Below are 21,179 nucleotides of genomic sequence, written 5' to 3'. Positions count from 1 at the left end.
TGCATCTTCGTGGACTATTTAACTCTGATAGGCGGCAACTGCGTTTTTATCTCCAACTTCTACGGAAACGTCCTTCGTTTGACCATCACGCGAAATTTTCACCTTCAAAGCATCACCAACTGCCGCGGATTGAACCGCTTTGGTCAATTCTTCTGTATTCGCAATACCTTTCCCATTCACTTCTGTTATGACATCAAACTGGCGAATTCCCGCTCTAAAAGCTGGTGAACCTTGCTGTACCTCAGCAACCACCACTCCGTTAGTGCTGCTTATTTTCAAATCCTGCAGCATGTCATCGGTAATATTTTGCAAAGCTACACCAATGTAAGGGGCTGGATCTTTCGGGATGCTTTCGTTGTTTTTCAATTTATCTACAACCGAGCTAATCGTGCTTGCCGGAATGGCAAAGCCCATTCCCTGTGCTTCGGCGTTGACAGCCGTATTAATCCCAATGACTTCACCATTCAAATTCAATAATGGACCACCGGAGTTGCCTGGGTTTATAGCTGTATCCGTTTGTAACAAATGCTTGTAATTACGTGTCCCCTGCTCATCATCAATGCTGATTTCGCGTTCTTTGGCGCTTAACACGCCTGTTGTAACGGAATAATCGAAGTCATACGGGTTCCCAATCGCAACAACCCACTCGCCTACTTCGGCTGCATCCGAATCTCCGATTTTCAGCGCTGGAAAAGCTTTGTCTCCTTGAATTTTGAGTACAGCTAAGTCTAAATCATAGCTGCTGCCAAGTAGCGTTGCCTTAAATGGGGTATCATAACCTTGTACGTAAACATCGATTTCATCTGCTCCGTCAATGACATGCTCGTTCGTTAAGATATAACCGCTATCTTCAAAAATGAAGCCAGAGCCGATCCCATTCTCGATCGTATCGCCACTTTGCGTTCCTTGCTGCTGCGAATTTCTGCGTGTGCCTGATGTGCTTGTTTGCTTGACTTTCGTTTCAATTTTGACAATGGCTGGACTCGACGCTTTCGTAATTTGCGAAATACTATTGGTTCCCAAATTGTTCAACGATGCCGTTTGAACACCAGCTACAGCTGAGTTAGCTGCTGCTGCCGCGGTTGCGCTGGACTGCACCGTTTGCGTATTATAGCCAAAAAGGTTCAATTTGTCCGAAGTAAACATCAAACCGCCAACGACAACCGCACCCGCCATAAAAGCTGCAAAGATTGGCTTCACTCTCGAGTTGTTTGGTTTGCGCTCCACTTTTATATCATTCAAGTTTACTTTATTGTTCATATCTTCATTCATACGATTACCGCCTCTCGATTGCTATCATTTTGTTGTCTTGCTGATAGAACAAGTATAGAACGCTAACCTGAAGTGAGACTTAAACTGGGCTGATAGCTGTATGAATGCTAGCTGAAAGTATGCTGAAGGGTTGGAAGGATAAAAAAACCTGATCCTGGACATATTAGTCCACAGAATCAGGTCTTTTTTCAAAACATATTAATTAATGAATCCAGCTTTACTTAGGAATCGTTTCAGCATCGTAGCAGCCTCTGCACGAGTTGCTTGGTTGCTAGAGCCGATGGTTGTATCCGTCAAACCATTGATAATACCAGCATCGATAGCCCTAGCAATTTCTTGCTGTGCCCACACGATCTTGTTAGAATCGCTGAAATTGCTTAATAACGCGAGTTGCTGAGCATCAGAAAGATTGGATTTCAATCCTGCATAGTTCATTGTTCGTACAATCATAGCCGCAAGCTCTTCTCGAGTGATCTGAGCATTTGGCCTAAATGTGCCGTCTTCATATCCATCGATAATGCCTGCTTTAGCTGCAGTTGCAACTGTCGCTGCGTACCAATCGGAAGCTTGGACATCGCTGAATGTCGATAGTGTTGTTTCCAGGTTTAACCCTAAGGAACGAACAGCCAAAGCAGCAAATTCCGCACGTGTAATTTGAAGGTCAGGAGCGAATGTTGTATCTGTCATGCCATCAATCACGAGCTTATTGGCAAGGAGACTTACATCATCCTTAGACCAGTGGGAAATCGTATCTGTAAAGTTTTTGTTCATTTCGACAACCGTGTAGATGCTATTGCCGTTACGTTTCAGTGTAGCAACTGTTTTGCCATCTTTAACTTCAAAGATTGCAGGAACAAAGCTTAACTTCTTCGTTGTTTCATTGTAGAGAACGCCAGTAACCATCTTGGTATCTACAACATTTGAGATGTTAATCGAACGTGAAACGTACGTTTTGCCAAAATCAATCGAAGTTGTTTTGTCTCCAGGACCTAGCGCAATGACATTAAAGTCTACGGCATCAGTGATGGCTTTAGCACCAATTGCAGTGGCTGCAGAAGTAACCGCAGCAGCGGAATCACCACTTAGCTTCGTAATACTTATTTTGATCTTCAGATCCTTAATGGAAATACCTAGCGATTTGGCTAGAGCATTCAGATCTAATATTGAAAGAGGAAGTATATAAGTTCCATTGTCTGAACGTACAGTAATCGTGGAGCCCGCTTTACCTACAGCATCAACTAAAGCAGAAGCTGGAATAAGGGCGATGTCACCGGATAATTTGAGTTCTATATACGCATATGAAGCTAGTGCATTTTTCAGGCTATCTTCGTTAACTTCACCGTTAGTAGGAACATTAATACTAGTCCCAGTTACTGGTGGTATCCAACTACCTCCTCCACCATACCCCCCGCCACAGTAACTCGTGCATCCTGGCACATCAGGATTGGCATCAGTCGCGTACACGCGGCTAGATACTGTAGAATTATATTGGCCTGCTAAATATACGGCGTCATATACATTAGCTGTTATCCCTGTATTGAACGTGAAATTGTAGTATGTAATGCCATTTACTGTCTCCGTGTTCGTGTAATTAGACATGTAAGCTTTCTTCAACAGACTGTTATCAGGAGCATACACATTCAGATACACGGCGCCAGATACATTGTCATAAACGTCGCTATAAACAGTTGCTGTCACATTGCCAGTCGTCTTGTCGTATGTGTACGACTTTATACCCAGCGTCGCCCCGAAGGCAATCACGGGTACTAGAATAGAAACGATCATGAATAGAGCCAAAGCATGAGATATTTTCCCCATCATTGATTTCACTCTGAATGCACTCCTTTTTCTCTCTATTTGACTTGATCTTGAATCGAACTGATTATTTGTCATCATCTATTGATTCACCTCCTCTACTACCTGTGTAGTATAGACTTCGATAGATTAGGTTCCATTTCAGTCCGTATCTTGGAAATTTGTACCAAAATATTCCCTGTATATGTATTTATAAACAAATCCTGAATCTATGAAACCGAATATATGAAAATAATAGATTATGAACGTCCGGTGGATTGAAATAGAGTATAGAAACCGTGAACTCAAATTTCCAAAAAAAAAGATAAGCAGACACTGTCTGCTTATCTCCTTTAAAGCTATTTATTTTGACGTATGATATACACACATTTATTAGCACCTTTGGCGAGACATTCTGTACGTTCTACTTGGGCATCAAGCAAATTGCGAAACAGTGCTAATTCACACTGACATGCCTGCTGAAAGGTATTGGCCACCTTCGCAATGGGGCAGTTATGCTCATTAAAGATATAAGCATCATCACCTTGCGCGGACCAGTCAACCATGTAGCCATTCTCATTCTGAATGTGTGCTAGTTCAGCCACGCGCTCTTCTAAGCTTTTGGCTTGCATCCTTGACTGATAGCGAGCTTCGAGCTTCCCCTGCCTACCTTCAAAGAGCCGTTCGATTTTATCTTGACCTTCGTCTTCTAATAATTCGTCTAATAAATCCAAAGTTAACTGCGAATATTTCTTGGGAAATAACTCGTCAGCCTCTGGTGCTAAGGTATACACACTTGTAGGACGTCCCATAGCTTGCCTTACGAGCTTAGCCTCAAGCAAATCATCCTTCTCCATCGAATGAATATGTCGTCTAACGGCCATCTCTGTAATCCCAAGTTGTTTAGCCATATCTTGTACACTTAACGGTCCCTGCGTTTTGAGCATAGAAAGAATCACTTTACGCGTCGATGTTTCTAGTGTTTGATTCACGCTCTCACCTGCCCTCGGAACTCGTTTAGGTCTCATTTTACAGCATCACAGGCAATAAGTAAATTATGAAACACTTATGTATGTTATGCCAATTCGCTTTTGATAAATGCACGAACCGATGCCGCGAATTCCTCAAAAGCCGCTGGGAGTTTCGGTATTAATGGATGCAAGTCTTGTCGTTGCCATTCTACAAAGTCCTGTACTAGCGGCTTGCGCAGCTTCACTAATTGCAGCAGCGTCTCCGTCAAAGACTCTGAATAAGCCCCTTCTCCATGCACGATTTCTACAATGTCTTCGTAGCTGCTTGCATCTCTTAATATAAAAGCATCAATGAGCAAGCTCCCAATATCCGTCACGGTTTCTATCGCCAAATGAAGTACTCTTTCTTGCGAAAGCTGCCAAGTCAGATCCTTCTTACCTTCTGCCCATTTTGTCTCTAATTGCTGACTCGCCTCAGCGAGTACCGATAAAAACTGAATGCGCCCATCAATTTGATCATGGTTAATAAAATACATGGTCTATCTCCGTCCTCTTTTTCGCCATTTCGTCCATACTAACATCGCAAAAAAAGTGATAATAACCAAAAATATGAGCAAAACCGCCTGCATCAAATATTCATAACTCACGTTCATTCACCCTCTTGATTGATCTCTTTACATGCTATCAACAGTTTATCTCGGGTAGGTGAGAGCGTCAAGCTACTCGGGCTTTCATTCCTATAACCATTGTCCTCCTATGGCGATCATGTTACAGTGAAACGAGAGAAAAAAGGAGAATTTGCCTGATGTTATCTAAGCCCAAGCTGTCAGAAATCGACATCGTACGCGCGCTTGCTATCTTTGCCGTTGTACTCATTCATGGTACCTCTGGCGCCACTCAACTGCCTGTTGGAACAGGCTCCCAGACTTTCTTTTTCATCCTGAACAAAGCTAGCTTGTTTACCGTTCCTTTATTCATCTGGATTAGCGGTCTCGTCTTGTTTTATTCGTATTATGACCGTTGGGAGCCAGGGATGGCACGTGTTTTTTGGACAAAAAGACTACAAAAGATATTAATTCCCTATGTCATTTGGTCCATATTCTATTATTTGTATAATCAAATCATGTTTCATGGCACGATACAGCTCGATGCGTTTCATCTATTTAAATTGCTCTTATCGGGCAATGCGAGCTATCATCTCTATTACATTATCATTATCGTTCAGTTCTATGTGCTGTTCCCCTTGATGATGGCTGCGATCAAGCGTTACGCATGGTTGCGTCGCGGCCTGATTCCTCTAGGTATCGGCATTCAAGCGGCTTCCTATACCTTTCATCATTGGGTAATCCCGCTGCCTGAATATGCCTCTTTGTGCTTAAGCTATATGGCTACGTTCTGCTTCGGTGCCTTTATGGGCATATATTATCCAACGCTAGTGACTTGGGTGATTCGTTTCAAAAGGTGGATATGGATCGCCGTCTATGTGGCCGGTGGCGCTTATGTCGGCATGCTCCTGCTTCAGCAATATGGTCTTGCTGTAATCGAAAATACTTGGTTCGAGCTAGCTCTGCTCGTTTACTGCCTGACCATCCCACTCGTCTGTGTGCCGTGGGCGCGCAACCAGCTAGCGTTCGGCTCACGCTTCAGCGCCTTCTTATCTGCCTTAGGCGCAGCCTCCTTCGGCATCTATCTCGTGCATCCCGCGATTCTCACCCTGTGGGATCGCGTTAGGCCAGAGCCAGCGCCTGGGCGCCTATGGCTCTATGATGTGCACACCGCAGCAGCCGTACTTATCGGGCTGCTGGGCGCTTTGCTGCTCACGCGCGGCTACGCTCGCGCAGTCCAAAAAGGTTCCGCTCGCAGATGAGCGGAACCTTTCTATTTCATGCGCGCTAGCCATGCCCAGCGCCGCTGCTGTCTGCGGCTGTAGCGAGGCAAGCCGCGGTAAATGTCCAGCGCTTCGCGATACGCGCGCTTGGCATCTTCCTGGCGGCCGAGCTGCTGATACAGCTGGCCGAGTCGGTAGTAAGCCTCGACCGAGGAAGAGTGCAGGTCGCGGAATTGTTCAATAAACTGCGCCGCACGCTTAGGTAGCTGGGGAGCCAGAGCCTCACCGAGGCGCAGGTAGGCTTCGCCATATTTTACACGAGGATTGAGTTCGATCGCTTTCAGCATAAAGGATTCGCCCTCGGCGATTCGGCCAAGTTTCAATTGACACAGTCCAATTTCGTAATGAACGTCGGCAGATTCCTGCATAATCGGTAGTGTTTGTTCCAAGTAGGGCAGCGCTTCTTGAAATTTTTTGCGTTCAATCAGAATGCGCGCCAATTCTAGCTTTGCTGATGTATTGTGCGGGTTCGCATGGAGGTCAATTCGCAGACGTGATGCTCTTCGATTTAACTGAAATGGCCTCCAAATATTTGGCAGGATCCCAACGTACCTTCTGTCCAGCACATACAGAATGACGAGTAAAATGAGTAATGCTAGAAACGGATTACCAACGATCCGCCAGAGTAATCCAAATAGTAATATTTTGATTAGCATGGTGTACTCCCCCTTTTTCAACTTCCTTATACTACCATATTATACTGATTATGTTTACCCCTCCCCTAAGAAAAAAAAGTCGTAGAGGCAAGGAGCTTCTATCATTCGAGATTTTTCGCCAGCAGTGCTATACTAGAAAGAAAAAAGGGAGCTTTGACATGAAAGATTCGCATAAGGCTATATGGCTTAAGAGAAAGAAACTAGGCCGCTCTAGATATTTAATTATGTTCGGGATTGTACCTTGGGGAATCTGCGCTGCGATCCTCACGACCTTGCTTGAATATATTAGCTTTCAATCCATTAATTCCGCTTGGATTCCTATTCGACTAATCGTATTCGCATTCATCGGGTTCTTCGTTGCAAATGGACGCTGGGTAGCGATGGAACACCACTTTGAGCCACCTGCTCCTAGACGACCGTAAGGTCGTTTTTTTTGTTTATCAAACGCTTGGTGTAAACCAAATTTCCCGGAAATCAATCCAGCCCAAATCGTTGATTGTTACCCCTTTAATCGAGTCATGATACGTCGTTTGTTGGGATCGATGCAGGACGAAAAGAAACGATTTCTCCTCTTGAAGCTCGGCAATCAATTGATGTAATCCACAAATACGCTCATCCAGGTTAGGATTACTCAGAATCCCCTCCATTTTCGAATCCACCCACACCAACCGATCTTCATTCAAATGTGCACGTACATAACTGTTGCTTTGTTTCAATGTTTGGATGATATGAAGGTCATAATTGCTTTCCATGCAAATGTGATAAAAAATAAGATCGGCTTCATCAATGGTGTCCATCTGCGTCATGTCGGACTCACTCCGAATCGTGATCTCGATCGGAATTCCAATCTGCGCACACTGCTGGCAAATCCACATGGCATCCTCATTGTTATTCCGATAGACATACATATGTAACGTCTCGCCGTTGTAGCCCATTTCATTTAGCAAACGCTTTGCTTCTGCAAAATCCGTTCTTGACCTCACTAGCGGCTCCATTGTCGGGATAAAACTGCTTGCCGGTGCTTCTCGAAAACCACCCAGCTCGCCAATCATACGCTCACGATCTATGACCAAATCAACCGCTTTACGAAAGTTACGATGGCACTGCGGCCCTCTCTTATTGCGATTAAATGTTAATAAACTGCACCCCATAATGGTTTGTTCAATTTGATGCCATTCTGAATCTTTATCAATCACGCCTACCGGCTTACTCGAATTCGATTGCCCACGATACACTTGGATCTTATCCCAGCTTGGTGTTGATTCCTGCAGATCCGAGGGCAGCAGCCAAAATTCGATGAGATCCATATGCGGCCTCACACCGAAATAACTATCAAACGCTCGCAGCTTGCAAATATAATCATCGTTCCGCTCTAGCCTGAACGGCCCCGTCCCAATGGGCATTCGCCCAAAAATCGATTCATTATCCCGGCAAATTTCCTCGGGGACAATCGCCATAGACGTATGTGCCAGTTGTTGAAGAAACAGCACATTCGGCTGGCTTAATTCAATTGCAATCGAACTTCGATTCAACACTGTAATCGTCTCAATGCTTTCGGTTATCCATCCTTGCGTGGCAGCCTGGCCAAGCTTCTTTAGTCGCGCCAAAGAGTAACTTACATCATGCGCTGTCATCTCTCTGCCATGATGGAACAGCACGCCTTTTCGCAAATAAAACGTATAATGCAAACCATCCTCGCTGATTTCCCAGTAATGGGCCAAGTGCGGCTCGATCACCCTTGTCTGCGGATTATATCGTATGAGGGTATCGAAAATTTGACTCACTAGATGGAAATCAAACGCAAAAAAAGTGTGCGCAGGATCTAGCGTCACCAACCATTTGTAAACAGGTACACGCAATGTATCCTTAAACCGCTCCTCAAGCTGAACCGTCCGGTAGCCAAAAAAGCTGAACAACCACTCGATAAAGGAGTCCTGAAGTGCTTCTCCCTTGCCTAGTTGATGAATCAGCTCAATCGTGCCTAAATAATCACCTCGATTTGCAAGCGCCATCGCTTGTTTCGAGATCATGTCTTCCGATGAGACCAAAAAAGTAAGCTCTGAGATGTTCCCTCTACCCCGACCGGGTTTCCAGGAAATCCAATTCTGATCACTCATCTTTTTCAATAAAATCTTTACATTCCGTGTCGAGCAATATAATCTTTCCGCTAATTCTTCTAATGTAATGGGCTGCGGTTTATGCTCAACACCATGTTCAAAACCCGCGCGTAGCTCCAGAAAATGAGTAAGTAACTGCATCTTCAACGTCCTTTCGGTAAAAGGGGAAATCATTGAAGTGAATTATACTCTTTTTGTTCCCCTTATTCTAGCGTAAACTAAGCGTATCAGGAAAAGAAAGGAAAGTGACCCTCGTATGCAACCAACAGACCTATATGTATCAGAGAAATTAATGGAGTGGCAACAGCACGATTTGGAAAGCCAGTCCCGTGAGCATTGGAAATGGCAAGCCGGTAGAAAAAGAAAAGTCTACGTGCTTCTAACTAGCTTATTCTTCTGGATTTAATTCGATTCCGTATCGTAACTACCAACACAATCAGAATGAGCGCACACAGAATACCAACTCCGTCGACGACTACATCGATGCCGTGCCCCGTTCGGTCCTTCACGAACGATTGATGCCATTCATCCGACATTGCGTAGAGCAATGAGATTAGGAAGGAGCTGATCAAAGCTATGTTCATTCTGACAGGTTTTGCAAGTAAAGCTATTGACCAAAGCAGGGCAAGCACAGCGTATTCGCTAACGTGCCCTGCTTTTCTTATGAAGAATTCAATCAAATTAATGGGATCTTGCCATGAAATCACTTGCTGATCATAGGTAAACTTCACTTTGGGGATATGTTCTTTCAACTTTTCAGTGGAAAATTTCGATTCCAAGTATGGCTTCAAGCTCTGCTGCTGGTATGGCTCGGCAGACTTCATATAGATGAAAGCCATCCATAGAATGGCTGCTACTAGGAACACGTAGAATACCGTCTTCGATCGTGTTAACTTCGGCATAACGGCCCCTTTCTCACTCACGGATTCATTTTCTTGCGAATACTGAATAAAGCGAAGAATTCAATAACCATTAAATTTACTGCGGATACACCATAAAACGCCATCCCAAACATCACCTGAAACTGATCAGTCGTGACAGATTTCCACCACAAAGCTGCTAGACCCGTCAGCACAATATTTAACGCCGTCGTGATCCAAAAGGAGAATCCTAAACGGTTCGTTTTTCGCATCAAAAGAACACCAATCACAAACGGCACAACGAAAGCGATACCCAAGTAAATCCAATACAATACTGCGTTTGACACTTCTACGTCAACTCCCAAACGTTCAACTAGTTTATATTACTAGGTTAGCATGAACATACGCACGAAAACAACGTTCGGCCCCGCTTTGCAACAGAATCGACATACAGCATCTAAGATGCACATTCGCTAGAAAAATCCTGAATGACAGGTATTGCCTGCCGCGATATATTCATGTATAATACAAAAAGTCGACGTTTGTAAGTGACATCACGGGGCCTTAGCTCAGCTGGGAGAGCGCATCGCTGGCAGCGATGAGGTCAGGGGTTCGATCCCCCTAGGCTCCATACAATAGAAACCACGATCCTTGGGATCGTGGTTTTTTGTATGGATCATGGGGTGAGAACCCCTCAGGGTTCGCCCGCGCGGATGTAGCCGGAGGCGTAATAAGGGGCCCCCGCAAAGTAATCGGAATTTGCTTCAACGCTTATCTTCACTTTGTGGGGTAAGAAAACGGCATCTGAATCCACCGCTAAAAGTCTTCGTCGATTACGCTTCGTCAGCCAGTAAGAGCCTTTCCAACCTCGGCAACTTACGAACAGCAGCTTCTAGCCTCTCACAGTGCTTCTTTCTCTTTGCCGGTTCATCGACATTGTAAATCGCGATATTGGCGGTTTGATCACTTATAGTGTTTGTCCGTTGCCGTGTACGATGCTGTAATGGTCGCCTCTCGAACTTCAAAATCAATGTGCTTGGTACATTCGATATTCCGCTAAATATCGCTCTACTGCCTCCCGATTGGCGTAATAATCGTTGTATATTCGTCAATCTCGATAACTGCTTCTTTCTCAATGCTGTAGTATTCGGTTACTGTTCAGAATTACTTCGATCATATTCCCCCTCCATTTAGATAATTTGGAAATAATCAGGGCATTCTAAAATCCAAGCTTTATACAACGAGGAGCCCGAGATGGATAAAATAGATCACCTTGAAAAACTCAACAATTGGATTAGAATCATCAGCCATAATTACATACTAATTATTGTTGCAGCAATTATATTCTTTGCTTGCAAATCACTGATCGGCTACCTGACCTACAGAAAATTTATGCGAGAATTAAAGGAAATCAAGCAACTAATTGAAGATATGAGGTAATAATTTTCAGTTAAGATCCTCAGTGTTCACTTGTAATGAATGCTTTGCATAAATTATTATGCAAGTACTCATTCAAGGAAGTGATCATTTGCAGCTATATTATTTAGCATCCAAGCAAGACGTTATTGAACTCATCCGCGAATGCATTGATCGGGCAAACTATAGTTCTGCCATTTATTTACTTGAGATTATTCAGCAGATGGAGGAGGATAACCGAACCTCAGTACTTATTACAGTCGTCCGTAAAGATTCTGACGAATAAAGACTCTCATACATTGGCATTTTTTCACCTCACGTTCCTCAATATTCAGTTGGTGCTGATCTACTCCATGAATACTCTATAAAGCAACTACAAACAATAAAGCCAAAATATTCTATTATAGAGGATTTGAAAAAATGGAAAATGTAATTGAAGCAGCTATTAATACAATTAAATCGATATTCGTTGATGAACCCAAAGATCCGCTTCATGTTGGAGAGGTGATGTCTTGTTGGATTTACTTAGGAGGACTTCAAGAAGCAAAATCTTTTGTCCAATCTGCTTTAAATACAACTGTAGATAACCAATTAAGACATGCGCTTGAAGAAGATCATCAGCTTGGACTCTCCCAAATTCAACGACTTCAAACGTTTATGTTGAATGAGGGGGTACCCTTACCAGCAGCTCCAGAATCAAAACCCAAGTCGGATGCTAACGCTGTACCACTTGGAGCTAAATTTACAGATGATGAGCTAGTTAACATGTTGTCTGTAAAGATAGTATCACTTATTATTAGTGCTGCTACGGCTTCAGCACAATCAGTAAGAACTGATGTTGCACTATTATTCACACAATTTCAAGCAGAAAAAATGGTGCTTGGAGCGAATATGAAATTTATGATGCGAGAGCGTGGTTGGATTAAAATCCCTCCATATTACTATCCACCAGGAGCACCTCCACAATAACAGTTACATACAAATGAATTTGAAAAGATGATATTTTGATACGTGCTAGTATGAACTTGGCCTGGGGGAACAGTCGCAACCATACAGTAGTCACCGAAGTCTCTGCTTCATTGTGAATTTTCAATTGGCATTCAAAATAATCCCCCAATGTTTTTCCTCCTCATGTATTTCAATATTCATTAAGATTCATCGCGTAATGTAACCCTGCAATCCTTGCGCTAATAAAAAGGGCTTTCAAAAGTCCGCTATCTTAGCGGACTTTTTTCGTTGACAAGACGTTGACTGTTACGATGACTACTTCGCAGTTATGCGCTCCACCGCATTTCAGCGATGTGCATCCCGTTTATTCCGATATCTCGAATCCTACGCTTCTCTTCCGTTCAATTCAGGCGGTAAAGGAGCGTTTTTGTATTGGACAAGCGTAAAGGAAAATCGATTAACTCAGCGAGAGGTATAGAAGTAGGAAACGCGTATAAACTCGATACCTTATTCGAGATTTCTTATCGTGCGAAGATGGCGGAGGGACGCGCAGAAAACACTCTGGATTCTTTTCGGGGAAATTACCGCTATTTTATCTAGCATAAAATCTGCAAGCAACACGCGAGTGTTTCTGCGTCGACAAAAAAAATGCGCCACTGAGGGCACATAGGCTTGTCAGTATTATGGTTTACGTTTGGCAATAACAGTAACTGTTACCAAACGAGTGGAGTTAGTTGGGTTCCACGCTGTAAAGAACCAATGGTCTTCGGCACTGGAGTAGCTATCGAGCATGTATCCTTGCTCGTCGCCACTAAACACCCAAGATCCACTGATGATGTTGAAGCTGTTTCCGAAGACTTCTATTCTCCGAAAAGTGTTTGGCGGTAAGGTTGTAGTTGAAATGACGAAGCGTCCGAATCCATTACCTAAATCGGTTGCTTTGATTGCGTTTTTGATGCTGTAGTTAACTGTACGTGCGGCAGTGTATTTTTTGCCGGTTTTGAGTTGTGCTCTTTTAATCACTGCAAGAGCTTTTTTGCTGATCATATAGCATTCTCCTTTCTTAATGGAATAGTATAGTAGATGCTAGAATCATAGATTGTGAGCAGGGCATTTTTCGCGGGTGTGTAGCGGAAATTTGGAGCACATTACGTGCCGCTTGAAACCGCATGAAGCACTGTGTTTTTGTAGCTATCGAGCCCTAAAATGGCGATGTATTTAAAAAGATGCGCGTGAACATGAGAAAAATCGGCGGGAGCTGAAACTCTTTCACAAAAGGATTCAATTTCAAAGCTTTCGGCGACGGCTGTGTGTTGGAAGGAGTAAACCTTGAGGTTATGCGCCTGATAACCATATTTATAGGAAATATCTGTCACTTTTTCTCCGTTAATTAATTCAACATTTGCAACGGATAATCTCCTATTTTTGATGTACTCATTCAACGACATTCTAGCCATATATGAAAACTTTCTTTTAAAATGATAATCAGATAGGCCAACAATTTTGGATATGTCTTTTCCAGAGATTTCTTCCGTCAGGTGTGTAATAGAAAACACGATCCTTTGGGATCGTGTTTTTTTGTATGGATCATGGGGGTGAGCCCTTTAGTTCGTGATGAACGATTGGCAGTTAGCGGCATTCGACATTTACTTGTGGACTCATACATCGTGTTCTATGTGATCTCTATTCCATCCCGCTTCCACCCTATAAATAATGCATCGTTACCTCACTTCTGACTAAAAATCTTGCATTAATACCTGTCTGCCCAATTCCCTTAGATATGTAGTAAGCCCCATATTGATTTGTATGTAGACCCTTATATATACCCATGCGAGGCAATTTACCTGCGTCTTTTATTCTAAAGAAAAATGGAAGATTAAACTGTTTGCCATGTAGATGTCCAGCCATTAAATAGTCGTATGACTTATTTAAATCTAGAACGATGTTTGGATCGTGCGTAATAATGACTTTAGTTCTAGTTTGATCAACATTTTGAAAGGATTTTTCTATGTTGCTCTTGCCTGAATCAAAATCATCAATGCCAATAAGTTCAATTTGATCTATATGTACCGATTCATTTCGTAATACATGTAAGCCATATTTCCTTAATAGTTTTATTAGATCCATGACATTTTTTTGCTGATAATCATGGTTGCCGAGTACACAATAAATGGGTACATGTCCAATAGTCATAGCTCTTAGATACTTCTCTAGTTTGAAGAGACTATTACGATGTTTGGTAAAATCACCTGTAATACATATAAGGTTTGGTTTTTCAATGTTGATAATAGTAGTTAGTTTTGTAGGACTTATTCTTAATCGCTCTACATGCAAATCACTAATCTGAAGAATTTTTAAATTTAAATCCAGAGGATATGTAACCCGTTCAATTTTTAGCCATTGAGTAGGTAAGATAAAATTAATATAAAAGAAGAAGATTATTAGAATCACTATGTATAAATAGATCACTTCACCATTCTCCTCACATAGCAGATTCTTTTTTGTTAAATTAATATTTATTCTAGATAAATCTGGAATATCCCTTTTATTATTTCTCCCATTGATGTACTGGTTTGAAAAAATTCGGGGTGGGGCTTTCTTGTGTCAGAAAATCCAGAAAAATCCAATCGTAGAGGTTTTTGTAATACATAGTACACCTGCTGATACTTGGAAATTGTATATTTCATATAATAATCCCATGTAAATTATTCAGTCGATACGCAGTCAGTATGTTTTCCAGCCACCCTGAAGGAGAGTGACCATTTTGGATGATCAATATCATTTGGCTGAATCGAAATCGAAATCCTGGTACCTGACCAACCATTATAAGGAAGGTGGGAACCTTCATGTTTGATATCCCTTTTCTAAGACCCAAGCTTGTAGTGAAAGAAGAGTATATGGACTATTTGAAGCAGATTGATGATTCTAGATCCTATACCAATTATGGAGCCTTGAATACAAGCTTTGAACAGCAATTAATTCAAGATTTATTTCAAGGCGAAGGGTATGCCGTAACTGTCAATAACGCAACAACAGGACTTATCCTAGCTATCTCCCAGATCAAACGCCCAGGTAAGTATGCGCTGATGCCTAGTTTCACGTTCGCAGCAACACCATTAGCAGCAATGTGGTGCGGCTTGGAGCCTTACTTTATAGATGTAAACGAACGAGATTGGTGCATGAATGAAGAGCTGCTGCAGCAAGTGATCCAACAATTAGGGGATGAGGTTGCTGTTGTGATCCCCTATGCGACCTTTGGAACGAATATGGATACAAGCTTTTATGAAGCCCTGCAAGAACGTAATATCCCCGTAGTTATTGATGCTGCGGCAAGCATAGGTTCTAGGACGAATCAGCATTTTGGTCAAGGCTTTTCAGGTGCTGTTGTATTTAGCTTTCATGCAACGAAGGGCTTTGGGATTGGGGAAGGCGGTCTCATATACAGTAGTGATAAAGAGATAATCAATAGGGTACGACAAGCGTCTAACTTCGGGTTTAACGAAGATCGAGAATCTATGCAAAGGGGTCTTAATGGGAAAGTGTCGGAATACGCAGCTGCAATCGGACTCGCCACACTCCATGTATTTCATCAGAAAAAGCAAAAGCGCGAGCAAATTTTTGACTGGTATATAGAGGAGCTTGAGCAAACGGGGCTCCTTGATCTTGGCTGGCAACTGCAAGAAGTGAGAGGGAGCGTTGCTTATTCATTCTTTTCTTTGTTATGCCCTGAAAAAAGAAGCAATACCTATTTCGTTGAAAAGCTAGCCAAACATGGCATTCAAGCCCGTACTTATTTTACCCCATCCTGTCATAAACAGACTGCTTTTCAGTCTTATCCTCGAACATCTCTTCATATAACCGAACAAATTGGAAGGCGGATCATCAATTTGCCGTTGTGGGAAGACATGGATCAAGGACATGTACAAAAGATTTTGCGAGGGCTTTTACATGAAGGATAGCAAGCTTGTCATTTGGGGCTGCGGAGGGATGGGCCGCGAGGTTAACCATTTGTGTGAACTGCTGAATATTGAGGTTATAGGTTTTCTAGATGAAAGGTCGGAGATGTGTGGACAGATAATTGATGAAATACCAGTACTTGGTGACTTGCCAGATATTATTCACCTTCGTGACCAAGTAAAGATCGTTTGCGCTGGCGTCGGAAGCCCTCAATTAAAAAAAAGGCTCGTTCAGAAAACTAAAGATTTCGGTTTTTCGTTTGCAGATAGCCTTGTTCATCCTGCTGTACAACTCTCTAGAAAGATTCATATGGGAATCGGATCTATTATTGGTGCAGGCACCATCATTACAATTAATGTTCACATTGGTCACTTTGTTATCGTTAATAGCAGCGTAACGATTGCCCATGATGTCAGAATATCTGACTATGTCACTCTATCCCCTGGTGTTAACTTAAGTGGAAATGTCACGGTGGAGGAGGGAGTTTTTATTGGAGTTGGATCTGCTGTTCGTGAGAAAATCACTATTGGCCCTTGGTCCATGATAGGCGGAGGAGCTTTTGTAAAGGATCAAGTGCCCGGAGGGGTATTATATGCTGGAGTCCCAGCCGTATTTAAAAAGAATCTATTGTAGTGTAGAAGAGGTTATTTCTAATTTCCTAACATATGCTTTAATTTTGAATGAACAATATTTTTCACATCAAAACGTTCTTTTATTGTTTCTGCTCCATGAGTTCCTATTTCCAGAGCTTCCTTAAAGTTTGCTTTAATCCACAACAACGCATTTGCAATGGTTTGTGCATCTGATGCTACCTCTATATAATCGACTCCCGATTGAAGCACAAGCTTATCGTTTCGAGGATTCGTAGACACTAAAATACAGCCCGTAGACATGGCATCGACCGCCGCTGTAGTGGGAAAGCCGTCTAGAGCAAATTGATCTTGCGTACTGCAGTTTACAAACACATGAGTTCTCTTATAGATGGAGCGCAAGCTTTCAGGTTCTAAGAGCCCATGAAACGTATAACGGCTGTTTGTAAACAAGTGCAAATGATCCTGCCAATCACCTACTATGTTTAGATGAAAATCCTCAGGCAGCATATTAAATGCCTGTATCAGCAAGGGAAAGCCTTTTCTGGGGTAATTAAAAGCACAAAAGGTTACCTCAATCGGTAAAGTTGGATGCTTAGGTGAATAAGCAAATAAGTCAGTATTTATAACAACTGGGTAGTACAGGCTAGAAGGAATAGCGCTAAGCACTTCATCAATATTCGTGAAAACAGTTGAGCAGTGTTTGGCTGCGTAGTTCAAAAATTCAATAGAAGTCCCTGGATCTAGCCCGCCTCCAGGATACAAAGTACTATGAAGCTTAATTTTACGATCTTCCAAAAAGTTTCTAATATTCCATCCCCAATTGGATCCAGGCATATGGCTTCCATCGGGAAGACTGCATAAGCCAAGCAAGCTCAAAGTGAGATTTAAAAATACACAATAAACATCCGTGATTCCATGGGATATCGCTATTTGTTGAAACTCAGAAAAAGGATATACGGTTGTTGGAAATGTATCATGGTGAGGATGAGTAGCAAAAAATAAGGTATCGGGTCTTTGAGCATGTATTTCCCTATTTTCCCAATAGCGGAAACCACTCAATTTCCATGGGAAATGTGTATCGATTACGGCAAGCTTGCGATGGGGAAATGGAGTTAATTCTGTATTAGATGACATGTTTACATGCCTCCTATAGTAGCTTTGATGGATATACTCAGTCATGTATGGAGAAAAATTACAATATTTATATTGTATGCGGAAGTCCTGCACCGAATAACCTCAATTAAATTGCAGTGGTTCCAATTTCAATTTAAATCAACTGAAATGCCTCTAATGTTCTTGCAGTATCTACAATAGTCACTTCGATCGGGCGAGGATTCCAACTCAATTGGGTTCTCGCTTTTTCTGACGTATAACGAAATTTCCGTCATATATCCAAATCATTCATCTCGACGAAAAATTCCGACGCGTCTTGTGGGGGAATTCGTAAATCAAACCGAGAGGTCCCTTCATCCGTGATTAACATGCCCTAGTTATGACCATAATTAATTTAGTAAATAATTAGGGGACTTTAAAACTATGGATACGCTTATTCTTTATTGCGTTTGGATTGTTACGGCTATTCTCTTGGTGATTTTCATCAGAAGAAAGAATTTATTGAAAGCACAATTAAGTTTCATGTTCATGCAAGTCCCAACTTGGTTATTCGGTACATTAGTTGTTAAGGGAAGGTTACTTGAATACCCTGTTGGTTTTCTTAGCGTTGTCTATAAAGCTAGTTTCACCTTTGAATATTTCGTTTTCCCAGCTGTAAGTGCCATCTTCAACGTGCATTTCCCTCGTGATAAATCATGGTTGATCAAAACGTTGTATACGCTTAGCTTCCCATCCATCATGACAGTAGTCGAGGTTTTACTAGAAAAGAACACCGATTTAATCAAGTATTTAAATTGGTCATGGTATATGAGCTTCATCACAATAATGATCACGTTATTATTATCCTATTGGTATTACCTATGGTTTTTTAAGAAAATCAAGAATATGAACGCCGAAGAAGATCACTAGTGTCTTCATGAAGGAGGTTGATTATGATTAAGCGTTATAGCCTTGCATGTATGAGCCTAATCTTTCTACTAATTCTACCTGCATGCTTTTGGTCAAAAAATTCCGAACCTTCCTCCACGACATCGAACAGCATTTCGCTGACTCCTTTTTTCGAGCCAAACAACTTCGATCATCCCGTTGGACTTGAGCATCGCGTTAACGCACCGCAACTCATGTATATTGTAGAGCAGCCTGGTAGGATCATCAGCGTGAATATGGATAAGCCGAAGGAAAAACCTGCTCTTGTGCTTGATATTACGGATCGCGTCAATGATAGTGGAAACGAACAAGGTTTGCTAGGACTAGCCTTCCATCCGAAGGATCCAACGTTAGCCTATGTGAACTACACGACAGAGACCCATACAGTCATCGCTCGATACAGCACGATTCCTAACAATCCCTCTCTTCTGGATCCAACTAGTGAGAAAGTGTTGCTAACTTTCAAGCAGCCCTATCCGAATCACAATGGCGGTCAACTGGCTTTCGGGCCAGATGGTTACTTGTACATAGCGACGGGAGACGGTGGCAGCAGCGGAGATCCTCAGAACAATAGCCAAAACCTTCAGTCCCTGCTAGGCAAAATACTTCGTATCGACGTAGACAAGCCAGCTAACGGGCTTCTTTATGCAATTCCAGCTGACAACCCTTTTATTGGCAAAGGGGCGAAGGAGATCTATGCCTACGGACTACGGAATCCATGGCGATTCAGTTTCGATACCGTCACAGGAAAGCTTTGGGCAGCCGATGTTGGCCAGAATAGATTTGAAGAAATTAATCTCATAGAAAAAGGTAAAAACTATGGGTGGCGCATACAAGAAGGATTTGAATGCTATGAACCAAAAGAAGGCTGCAATAAAACTGGCTTACAGCAACCGCTGTTTACCTATGGTCGTGATCAAGGCGTATCGATAACCGGAGGTTATGTGTACAGGGGCACGAAGCTCCCTGAACTATACGGTTGGTACGTGTACGCAGATTATGGTACGGGGAACATTTGGGCATTAACTCAACAAAGTGACGGAACGATCAAGAACCGAATTTTACTTGCATCGGGTTTGAATATTACTTCCTTCGGTAAGGACGCAGCAGGCGAGCTTTACCTGGCCACACAAGATGGAAAGATCATGAAAATCGTTTAGCATCTAGCTCTACAGGAGGCGGAGCCTAGCCACGTATGTGGGTTTCCCGCCCAGCACCAGCCAAGCTTTGGCTTTTTGTCACTAATCCATAGCGCAGTAACTCTTCGGTCACCACAGCGAGAACCGAGCAGAGAGAAGCCATTATTTTTACGCAACACTTCAGGAAAATGGGTAATCACACTAATCCCTTCTTCCAAGGTAAGCGGAGAACGATTTTCTTGCGTTATGGAGGCCAACGCTGCGGTTGGTGTCACGTTTAATGTTCCTGTGCCAGTATCGATATCTAACAACAGATAAGCCCTCCCCTCAGGGAGCCCAATCCCCTCAATAGGTTGAAAGCGATTGATTTCCTCGACATCCATGACGCTGAAACCGTTCTTCCCTTCACGTTCCACTAGCTGCATCGCCCGCTCTGCATGTAACCAATCACTTTTAATCACGATGACAAAAGGAATCTTACTTGACTGTGATTCTATTTGGTTAAGATGCATTTCTGAGATTTTATGCTTTAACGGTTCTAATTCCTGCTTAAATGCAGCCGCGGTTAATCCAACTACCTCTGGATATCCTTTAACCATTAGATTCTCGATTTGTCGTTCGAACTCCTCATGCAACATAGGTTCGTAAGTACCTCCTCAATGAAATGCTATATAGTTATCTTACAACATTAAAGCTAATTCCAAGGTTTGTAATTAAAATTCCATATTTTAATAAGCAATGATTGCAATAACCTTATTCTTCTGCTTTAATCTTAGAAGGATGCTAGGATGAGGTGAACCATGATGATTAAACCCATCGATATTGCGAATCAACTTGATATAAGCACGAGCACTTTAAGAAATTATGAAACCAAAGGTCTTGTCCCTATACCAGCACGATCATCGAAGGGCTATCGCATATACACAGATGTACATGTTGCTTACTTTACATGCATTAAAGCCATGGAACCTGGATTTGGGATGGATGCGACTTCCGAAATTCTACGTTACATGCAAAGCAAAGAAATGGATTCCGCACTTCGAATCGTAAATGAAGTGCAAGCTAACCTACATCGTGATACTCTACTGGCTGAGTCAAATATTCAAATTTTAGAAACCGAGCACCTAAGCATACGCGATGCCCAAGAAATGTTCTGGATGACAATTGGCGAGGTTGCCGAGGAAACCTCCCTCACGCGCTCTACCATTCGGCACTGGGAAAAAGTCGGCCTCATACTCTCCTCGCGCGATCCCGAGAATGGCTATCGCAGATATAGTCGATCGCAATTACACAAGATTATGCTGCTCCGCACCTTGCGACCAGCTGTCTATTCACTCGATCTGATTGGCCTAAAACAAGCTATCGCAGAAATGGACCCTTCCGATATTGAGCATGCTAAGAGGATTGCGCATCAATCTCTACAATTCCTATACAAAATCAAACGGGAACAGCTCAGCGGCGTGTATAATTTGTACAAATTATGCCGACTTTTGAATTTAATTGATTAGAATACTCAGCTTTGACGATT

25 protein-coding genes and 1 tRNA gene are annotated in these 21,179 nt (G+C 42.5%); 12 read left to right on the top strand and 14 right to left on the bottom strand.

The window, feature by feature from the left end; translation table 11 throughout:
- Nucleotides 1–18: 18 nt before the first annotated feature.
- The 4 genes from ACSQ8O_RS12060 to ACSQ8O_RS12045 form a co-directional block, all read right to left on the bottom strand.
- Entirely contained in the window at nt 19–1,272 is a 1,254-nt protein-coding gene (locus ACSQ8O_RS12060) for a S1C family serine protease (RefSeq protein ID WP_436241764.1), read from the bottom strand.
- A 198-nt stretch (nt 1,273–1,470) separates the two neighbouring features.
- A complete protein-coding gene (locus tag ACSQ8O_RS12055; protein WP_436241999.1) occupies nt 1,471–3,093 on the bottom strand; it encodes an S-layer homology domain-containing protein in 1,623 nt (540 codons plus the stop codon).
- A gap of 332 nt (nt 3,094–3,425) precedes the next feature.
- Complete coding sequence (locus ACSQ8O_RS12050) at nt 3,426–4,058, bottom strand: helix-turn-helix transcriptional regulator (RefSeq protein WP_436241763.1); 633 nt, start codon at nt 4,056–4,058, stop codon at nt 3,426–3,428.
- Nucleotides 4,059–4,141: 83 nt separating this feature from the next.
- On the bottom strand, nt 4,142–4,573 hold the full coding sequence (locus tag ACSQ8O_RS12045) for a DUF86 domain-containing protein (protein WP_436241762.1): 432 nt from the start codon (nt 4,571–4,573) through the stop codon (nt 4,142–4,144).
- A 269-nt stretch (nt 4,574–4,842) separates the two neighbouring features.
- Between ACSQ8O_RS12045 and ACSQ8O_RS12040 the strand changes: the two genes are divergently transcribed.
- Entirely contained in the window at nt 4,843–5,904 is a 1,062-nt protein-coding gene (locus ACSQ8O_RS12040; RefSeq protein WP_436241761.1) for an acyltransferase, read from the top strand.
- An 11-nt stretch (nt 5,905–5,915) separates the two neighbouring features.
- Here the strand turns inward: ACSQ8O_RS12040 and ACSQ8O_RS12035 are convergent, their stop codons facing one another.
- Complete coding sequence (locus ACSQ8O_RS12035) at nt 5,916–6,581, bottom strand: tetratricopeptide repeat protein (RefSeq protein ID WP_436241760.1); 666 nt, start codon at nt 6,579–6,581, stop codon at nt 5,916–5,918.
- A gap of 158 nt (nt 6,582–6,739) precedes the next feature.
- Between ACSQ8O_RS12035 and ACSQ8O_RS12030 the strand changes: the two genes are divergently transcribed.
- Nucleotides 6,740–7,003 (top strand): hypothetical protein, encoded by a 264-nt coding sequence (locus ACSQ8O_RS12030; RefSeq protein WP_436241759.1) that lies wholly within the window; start codon nt 6,740–6,742, stop codon nt 7,001–7,003.
- Between the two features lie 18 nt (nt 7,004–7,021).
- Here ACSQ8O_RS12030 and ACSQ8O_RS12025 read toward each other — a convergent pair whose 3' ends face one another.
- Nucleotides 7,022–8,839: an ABC transporter substrate-binding protein gene (locus ACSQ8O_RS12025; protein ID WP_436241758.1), complete on the bottom strand. Its 1,818-nt coding sequence runs from the start codon at nt 8,837–8,839 to the stop codon at nt 7,022–7,024.
- A 115-nt stretch (nt 8,840–8,954) separates the two neighbouring features.
- Between ACSQ8O_RS12025 and ACSQ8O_RS12020 the strand changes: the two genes are divergently transcribed.
- Nucleotides 8,955–9,104, top strand: coding sequence for a hypothetical protein (locus tag ACSQ8O_RS12020; protein ID WP_436241757.1), 150 nt, complete (start codon nt 8,955–8,957; stop codon nt 9,102–9,104).
- On the opposite strand, the gene ACSQ8O_RS12015 is transcribed toward ACSQ8O_RS12020, so the two are convergent.
- Nucleotides 9,082–9,600, bottom strand: coding sequence for a VanZ family protein (locus tag ACSQ8O_RS12015; RefSeq protein WP_056616508.1), 519 nt, complete (start codon nt 9,598–9,600; stop codon nt 9,082–9,084). The two genes, ACSQ8O_RS12020 and ACSQ8O_RS12015, sit on opposite strands and share 23 nt — an antisense overlap.
- A gap of 17 nt (nt 9,601–9,617) precedes the next feature.
- Nucleotides 9,618–9,905 carry a hypothetical protein gene (locus tag ACSQ8O_RS12010; RefSeq protein ID WP_436241756.1) on the bottom strand — a complete coding sequence of 96 codons (288 nt, stop codon included), beginning with the start codon at nt 9,903–9,905 and terminating at the stop codon, nt 9,618–9,620.
- 211 nt (nt 9,906–10,116) lie between these two features.
- Here ACSQ8O_RS12010 and ACSQ8O_RS12005 point away from each other — a divergent pair.
- Nucleotides 10,117–10,189: transfer RNA gene (locus tag ACSQ8O_RS12005), tRNA-Ala, on the top strand.
- Between the two features lie 202 nt (nt 10,190–10,391).
- Here ACSQ8O_RS12005 and ACSQ8O_RS12000 read toward each other — a convergent pair.
- Nucleotides 10,392–10,670 carry a hypothetical protein gene (locus ACSQ8O_RS12000; protein WP_436241755.1) on the bottom strand — a complete coding sequence of 93 codons (279 nt, stop codon included), beginning with the start codon at nt 10,668–10,670 and terminating at the stop codon, nt 10,392–10,394.
- A 142-nt stretch (nt 10,671–10,812) separates the two neighbouring features.
- On the opposite strand from ACSQ8O_RS12000, the gene ACSQ8O_RS11995 reads away from it, so the two are divergent.
- The 3 genes from ACSQ8O_RS11995 (at nt 10,813) to ACSQ8O_RS11985 (ending at nt 11,943) form a co-directional block, all read left to right on the top strand.
- Nucleotides 10,813–10,998, top strand: coding sequence for a hypothetical protein (locus ACSQ8O_RS11995; protein WP_056616516.1), 186 nt, complete (start codon nt 10,813–10,815; stop codon nt 10,996–10,998).
- A gap of 88 nt (nt 10,999–11,086) precedes the next feature.
- Nucleotides 11,087–11,260, top strand: coding sequence for a hypothetical protein (locus ACSQ8O_RS11990; RefSeq protein WP_157256940.1), 174 nt, complete (start codon nt 11,087–11,089; stop codon nt 11,258–11,260).
- Between the two features lie 134 nt (nt 11,261–11,394).
- On the top strand, nt 11,395–11,943 hold the full coding sequence (locus tag ACSQ8O_RS11985) for a DUF3231 family protein (protein WP_436241754.1): 549 nt from the start codon (nt 11,395–11,397) through the stop codon (nt 11,941–11,943).
- Between the two features lie 660 nt (nt 11,944–12,603).
- Here ACSQ8O_RS11985 and ACSQ8O_RS11980 read toward each other — a convergent pair.
- The 3 genes from ACSQ8O_RS11980 to ACSQ8O_RS11970 form a co-directional block, all read right to left on the bottom strand.
- Nucleotides 12,604–12,969, bottom strand: coding sequence for a hypothetical protein (locus ACSQ8O_RS11980; protein ID WP_436241753.1), 366 nt, complete (start codon nt 12,967–12,969; stop codon nt 12,604–12,606).
- Nucleotides 12,970–13,070: 101 nt separating this feature from the next.
- Nucleotides 13,071–13,478, bottom strand: a complete 408-nt coding sequence (locus ACSQ8O_RS11975; protein WP_436241752.1) for a helix-turn-helix domain-containing protein — start codon at nt 13,476–13,478, stop codon at nt 13,071–13,073.
- A 148-nt stretch (nt 13,479–13,626) separates the two neighbouring features.
- Entirely contained in the window at nt 13,627–14,391 is a 765-nt protein-coding gene (locus ACSQ8O_RS11970; protein WP_436241751.1) for a metallophosphoesterase, read from the bottom strand.
- 377 nt (nt 14,392–14,768) lie between these two features.
- Between ACSQ8O_RS11970 and ACSQ8O_RS11965 the strand changes: the two genes are divergently transcribed.
- Together ACSQ8O_RS11965 and ACSQ8O_RS11960 are read left to right on the top strand one after the other, a co-directional pair.
- A complete protein-coding gene (locus ACSQ8O_RS11965; protein ID WP_436241750.1) occupies nt 14,769–15,881 on the top strand; it encodes a DegT/DnrJ/EryC1/StrS family aminotransferase in 1,113 nt (370 codons plus the stop codon).
- Nucleotides 15,871–16,512, top strand: a complete 642-nt coding sequence (locus ACSQ8O_RS11960) for an acetyltransferase (protein ID WP_436241749.1) — start codon at nt 15,871–15,873, stop codon at nt 16,510–16,512. Before ACSQ8O_RS11965 ends, ACSQ8O_RS11960 begins: the two co-directional genes overlap by 11 nt.
- A gap of 17 nt (nt 16,513–16,529) precedes the next feature.
- Here ACSQ8O_RS11960 and ACSQ8O_RS11955 read toward each other — a convergent pair whose 3' ends face one another.
- Nucleotides 16,530–17,606, bottom strand: coding sequence for a glycosyltransferase (locus tag ACSQ8O_RS11955; protein ID WP_436241748.1), 1,077 nt, complete (start codon nt 17,604–17,606; stop codon nt 16,530–16,532).
- A gap of 402 nt (nt 17,607–18,008) precedes the next feature.
- On the opposite strand from ACSQ8O_RS11955, the gene ACSQ8O_RS11950 reads away from it, so the two are divergent.
- Both ACSQ8O_RS11950 and ACSQ8O_RS11945 read left to right on the top strand, forming a co-directional pair.
- Nucleotides 18,009–18,494 carry a CBO0543 family protein gene (locus ACSQ8O_RS11950; RefSeq protein WP_436241747.1) on the top strand — a complete coding sequence of 162 codons (486 nt, stop codon included), beginning with the start codon at nt 18,009–18,011 and terminating at the stop codon, nt 18,492–18,494.
- Between the two features lie 23 nt (nt 18,495–18,517).
- Entirely contained in the window at nt 18,518–19,672 is a 1,155-nt protein-coding gene (locus tag ACSQ8O_RS11945; protein ID WP_436241746.1) for a PQQ-dependent sugar dehydrogenase, read from the top strand.
- Here ACSQ8O_RS11945 and ACSQ8O_RS11940 read toward each other — a convergent pair.
- Nucleotides 19,669–20,289, bottom strand: coding sequence for a DUF5701 family protein (locus tag ACSQ8O_RS11940; protein WP_436241745.1), 621 nt, complete (start codon nt 20,287–20,289; stop codon nt 19,669–19,671). The two genes, ACSQ8O_RS11945 and ACSQ8O_RS11940, sit on opposite strands and share 4 nt — an antisense overlap.
- Nucleotides 20,290–20,451: 162 nt before the next feature.
- Between ACSQ8O_RS11940 and ACSQ8O_RS11935 the strand changes: the two genes are divergently transcribed.
- Entirely contained in the window at nt 20,452–21,159 is a 708-nt protein-coding gene (locus ACSQ8O_RS11935; RefSeq protein WP_436241744.1) for a MerR family DNA-binding transcriptional regulator, read from the top strand.
- The last annotated feature ends 20 nt before the right edge of the window (nt 21,160–21,179 follow it).

It is taken from the genome of Paenibacillus sp. LjRoot56 (assembly GCF_964253335.1).
Taxonomy (GTDB): Bacteria; Bacillota; Bacilli; order Paenibacillales; family NBRC-103111; genus Paenibacillus_E; species Paenibacillus_E allorhizoplanae.
Note: the sequence above shows the minus strand (reverse complement) of the source record. Positions and strands in the feature narration are given on the sequence as shown.

What these genes read in the sequence shown, in the direction of transcription:
- ACSQ8O_RS12060 (WP_436241764.1), bottom strand. Translation starts at nt 1,272, where the DNA reads ATGAATGAAGATATGAACAATAAAGTAAACTTGAATGATATAAAAGTG.
- ACSQ8O_RS12055 (WP_436241999.1), bottom strand. Translation starts at nt 3,093, where the DNA reads ATGATGGGGAAAATATCTCATGCTTTGGCTCTATTCATGATCGTTTCT.
- ACSQ8O_RS12045 (WP_436241762.1), bottom strand. Translation starts at nt 4,573, where the DNA reads ATGTATTTTATTAACCATGATCAAATTGATGGGCGCATTCAGTTTTTA.
- ACSQ8O_RS12040 (WP_436241761.1), top strand. Translation starts at nt 4,843, where the DNA reads ATGTTATCTAAGCCCAAGCTGTCAGAAATCGACATCGTACGCGCGCTT.
- ACSQ8O_RS12035 (WP_436241760.1), bottom strand. Translation starts at nt 6,581, where the DNA reads ATGCTAATCAAAATATTACTATTTGGATTACTCTGGCGGATCGTTGGT.
- ACSQ8O_RS12030 (WP_436241759.1), top strand. Translation starts at nt 6,740, where the DNA reads ATGAAAGATTCGCATAAGGCTATATGGCTTAAGAGAAAGAAACTAGGC.
- ACSQ8O_RS12025 (WP_436241758.1), bottom strand. Translation starts at nt 8,839, where the DNA reads ATGCAGTTACTTACTCATTTTCTGGAGCTACGCGCGGGTTTTGAACAT.
- ACSQ8O_RS12020 (WP_436241757.1), top strand. Translation starts at nt 8,955, where the DNA reads ATGCAACCAACAGACCTATATGTATCAGAGAAATTAATGGAGTGGCAA.
- ACSQ8O_RS12015 (WP_056616508.1), bottom strand. Translation starts at nt 9,600, where the DNA reads ATGCCGAAGTTAACACGATCGAAGACGGTATTCTACGTGTTCCTAGTA.
- ACSQ8O_RS11995 (WP_056616516.1), top strand. Translation starts at nt 10,813, where the DNA reads ATGGATAAAATAGATCACCTTGAAAAACTCAACAATTGGATTAGAATC.
- ACSQ8O_RS11985 (WP_436241754.1), top strand. Translation starts at nt 11,395, where the DNA reads ATGGAAAATGTAATTGAAGCAGCTATTAATACAATTAAATCGATATTC.
- ACSQ8O_RS11980 (WP_436241753.1), bottom strand. Translation starts at nt 12,969, where the DNA reads ATGATCAGCAAAAAAGCTCTTGCAGTGATTAAAAGAGCACAACTCAAA.
- ACSQ8O_RS11965 (WP_436241750.1), top strand. Translation starts at nt 14,769, where the DNA reads ATGTTTGATATCCCTTTTCTAAGACCCAAGCTTGTAGTGAAAGAAGAG.
- ACSQ8O_RS11960 (WP_436241749.1), top strand. Translation starts at nt 15,871, where the DNA reads ATGAAGGATAGCAAGCTTGTCATTTGGGGCTGCGGAGGGATGGGCCGC.
- ACSQ8O_RS11955 (WP_436241748.1), bottom strand. Translation starts at nt 17,606, where the DNA reads ATGTCATCTAATACAGAATTAACTCCATTTCCCCATCGCAAGCTTGCC.
- ACSQ8O_RS11950 (WP_436241747.1), top strand. Translation starts at nt 18,009, where the DNA reads ATGGATACGCTTATTCTTTATTGCGTTTGGATTGTTACGGCTATTCTC.
- ACSQ8O_RS11945 (WP_436241746.1), top strand. Translation starts at nt 18,518, where the DNA reads ATGATTAAGCGTTATAGCCTTGCATGTATGAGCCTAATCTTTCTACTA.
- ACSQ8O_RS11940 (WP_436241745.1), bottom strand. Translation starts at nt 20,289, where the DNA reads ATGTTGCATGAGGAGTTCGAACGACAAATCGAGAATCTAATGGTTAAA.
- ACSQ8O_RS11935 (WP_436241744.1), top strand. Translation starts at nt 20,452, where the DNA reads ATGATGATTAAACCCATCGATATTGCGAATCAACTTGATATAAGCACG.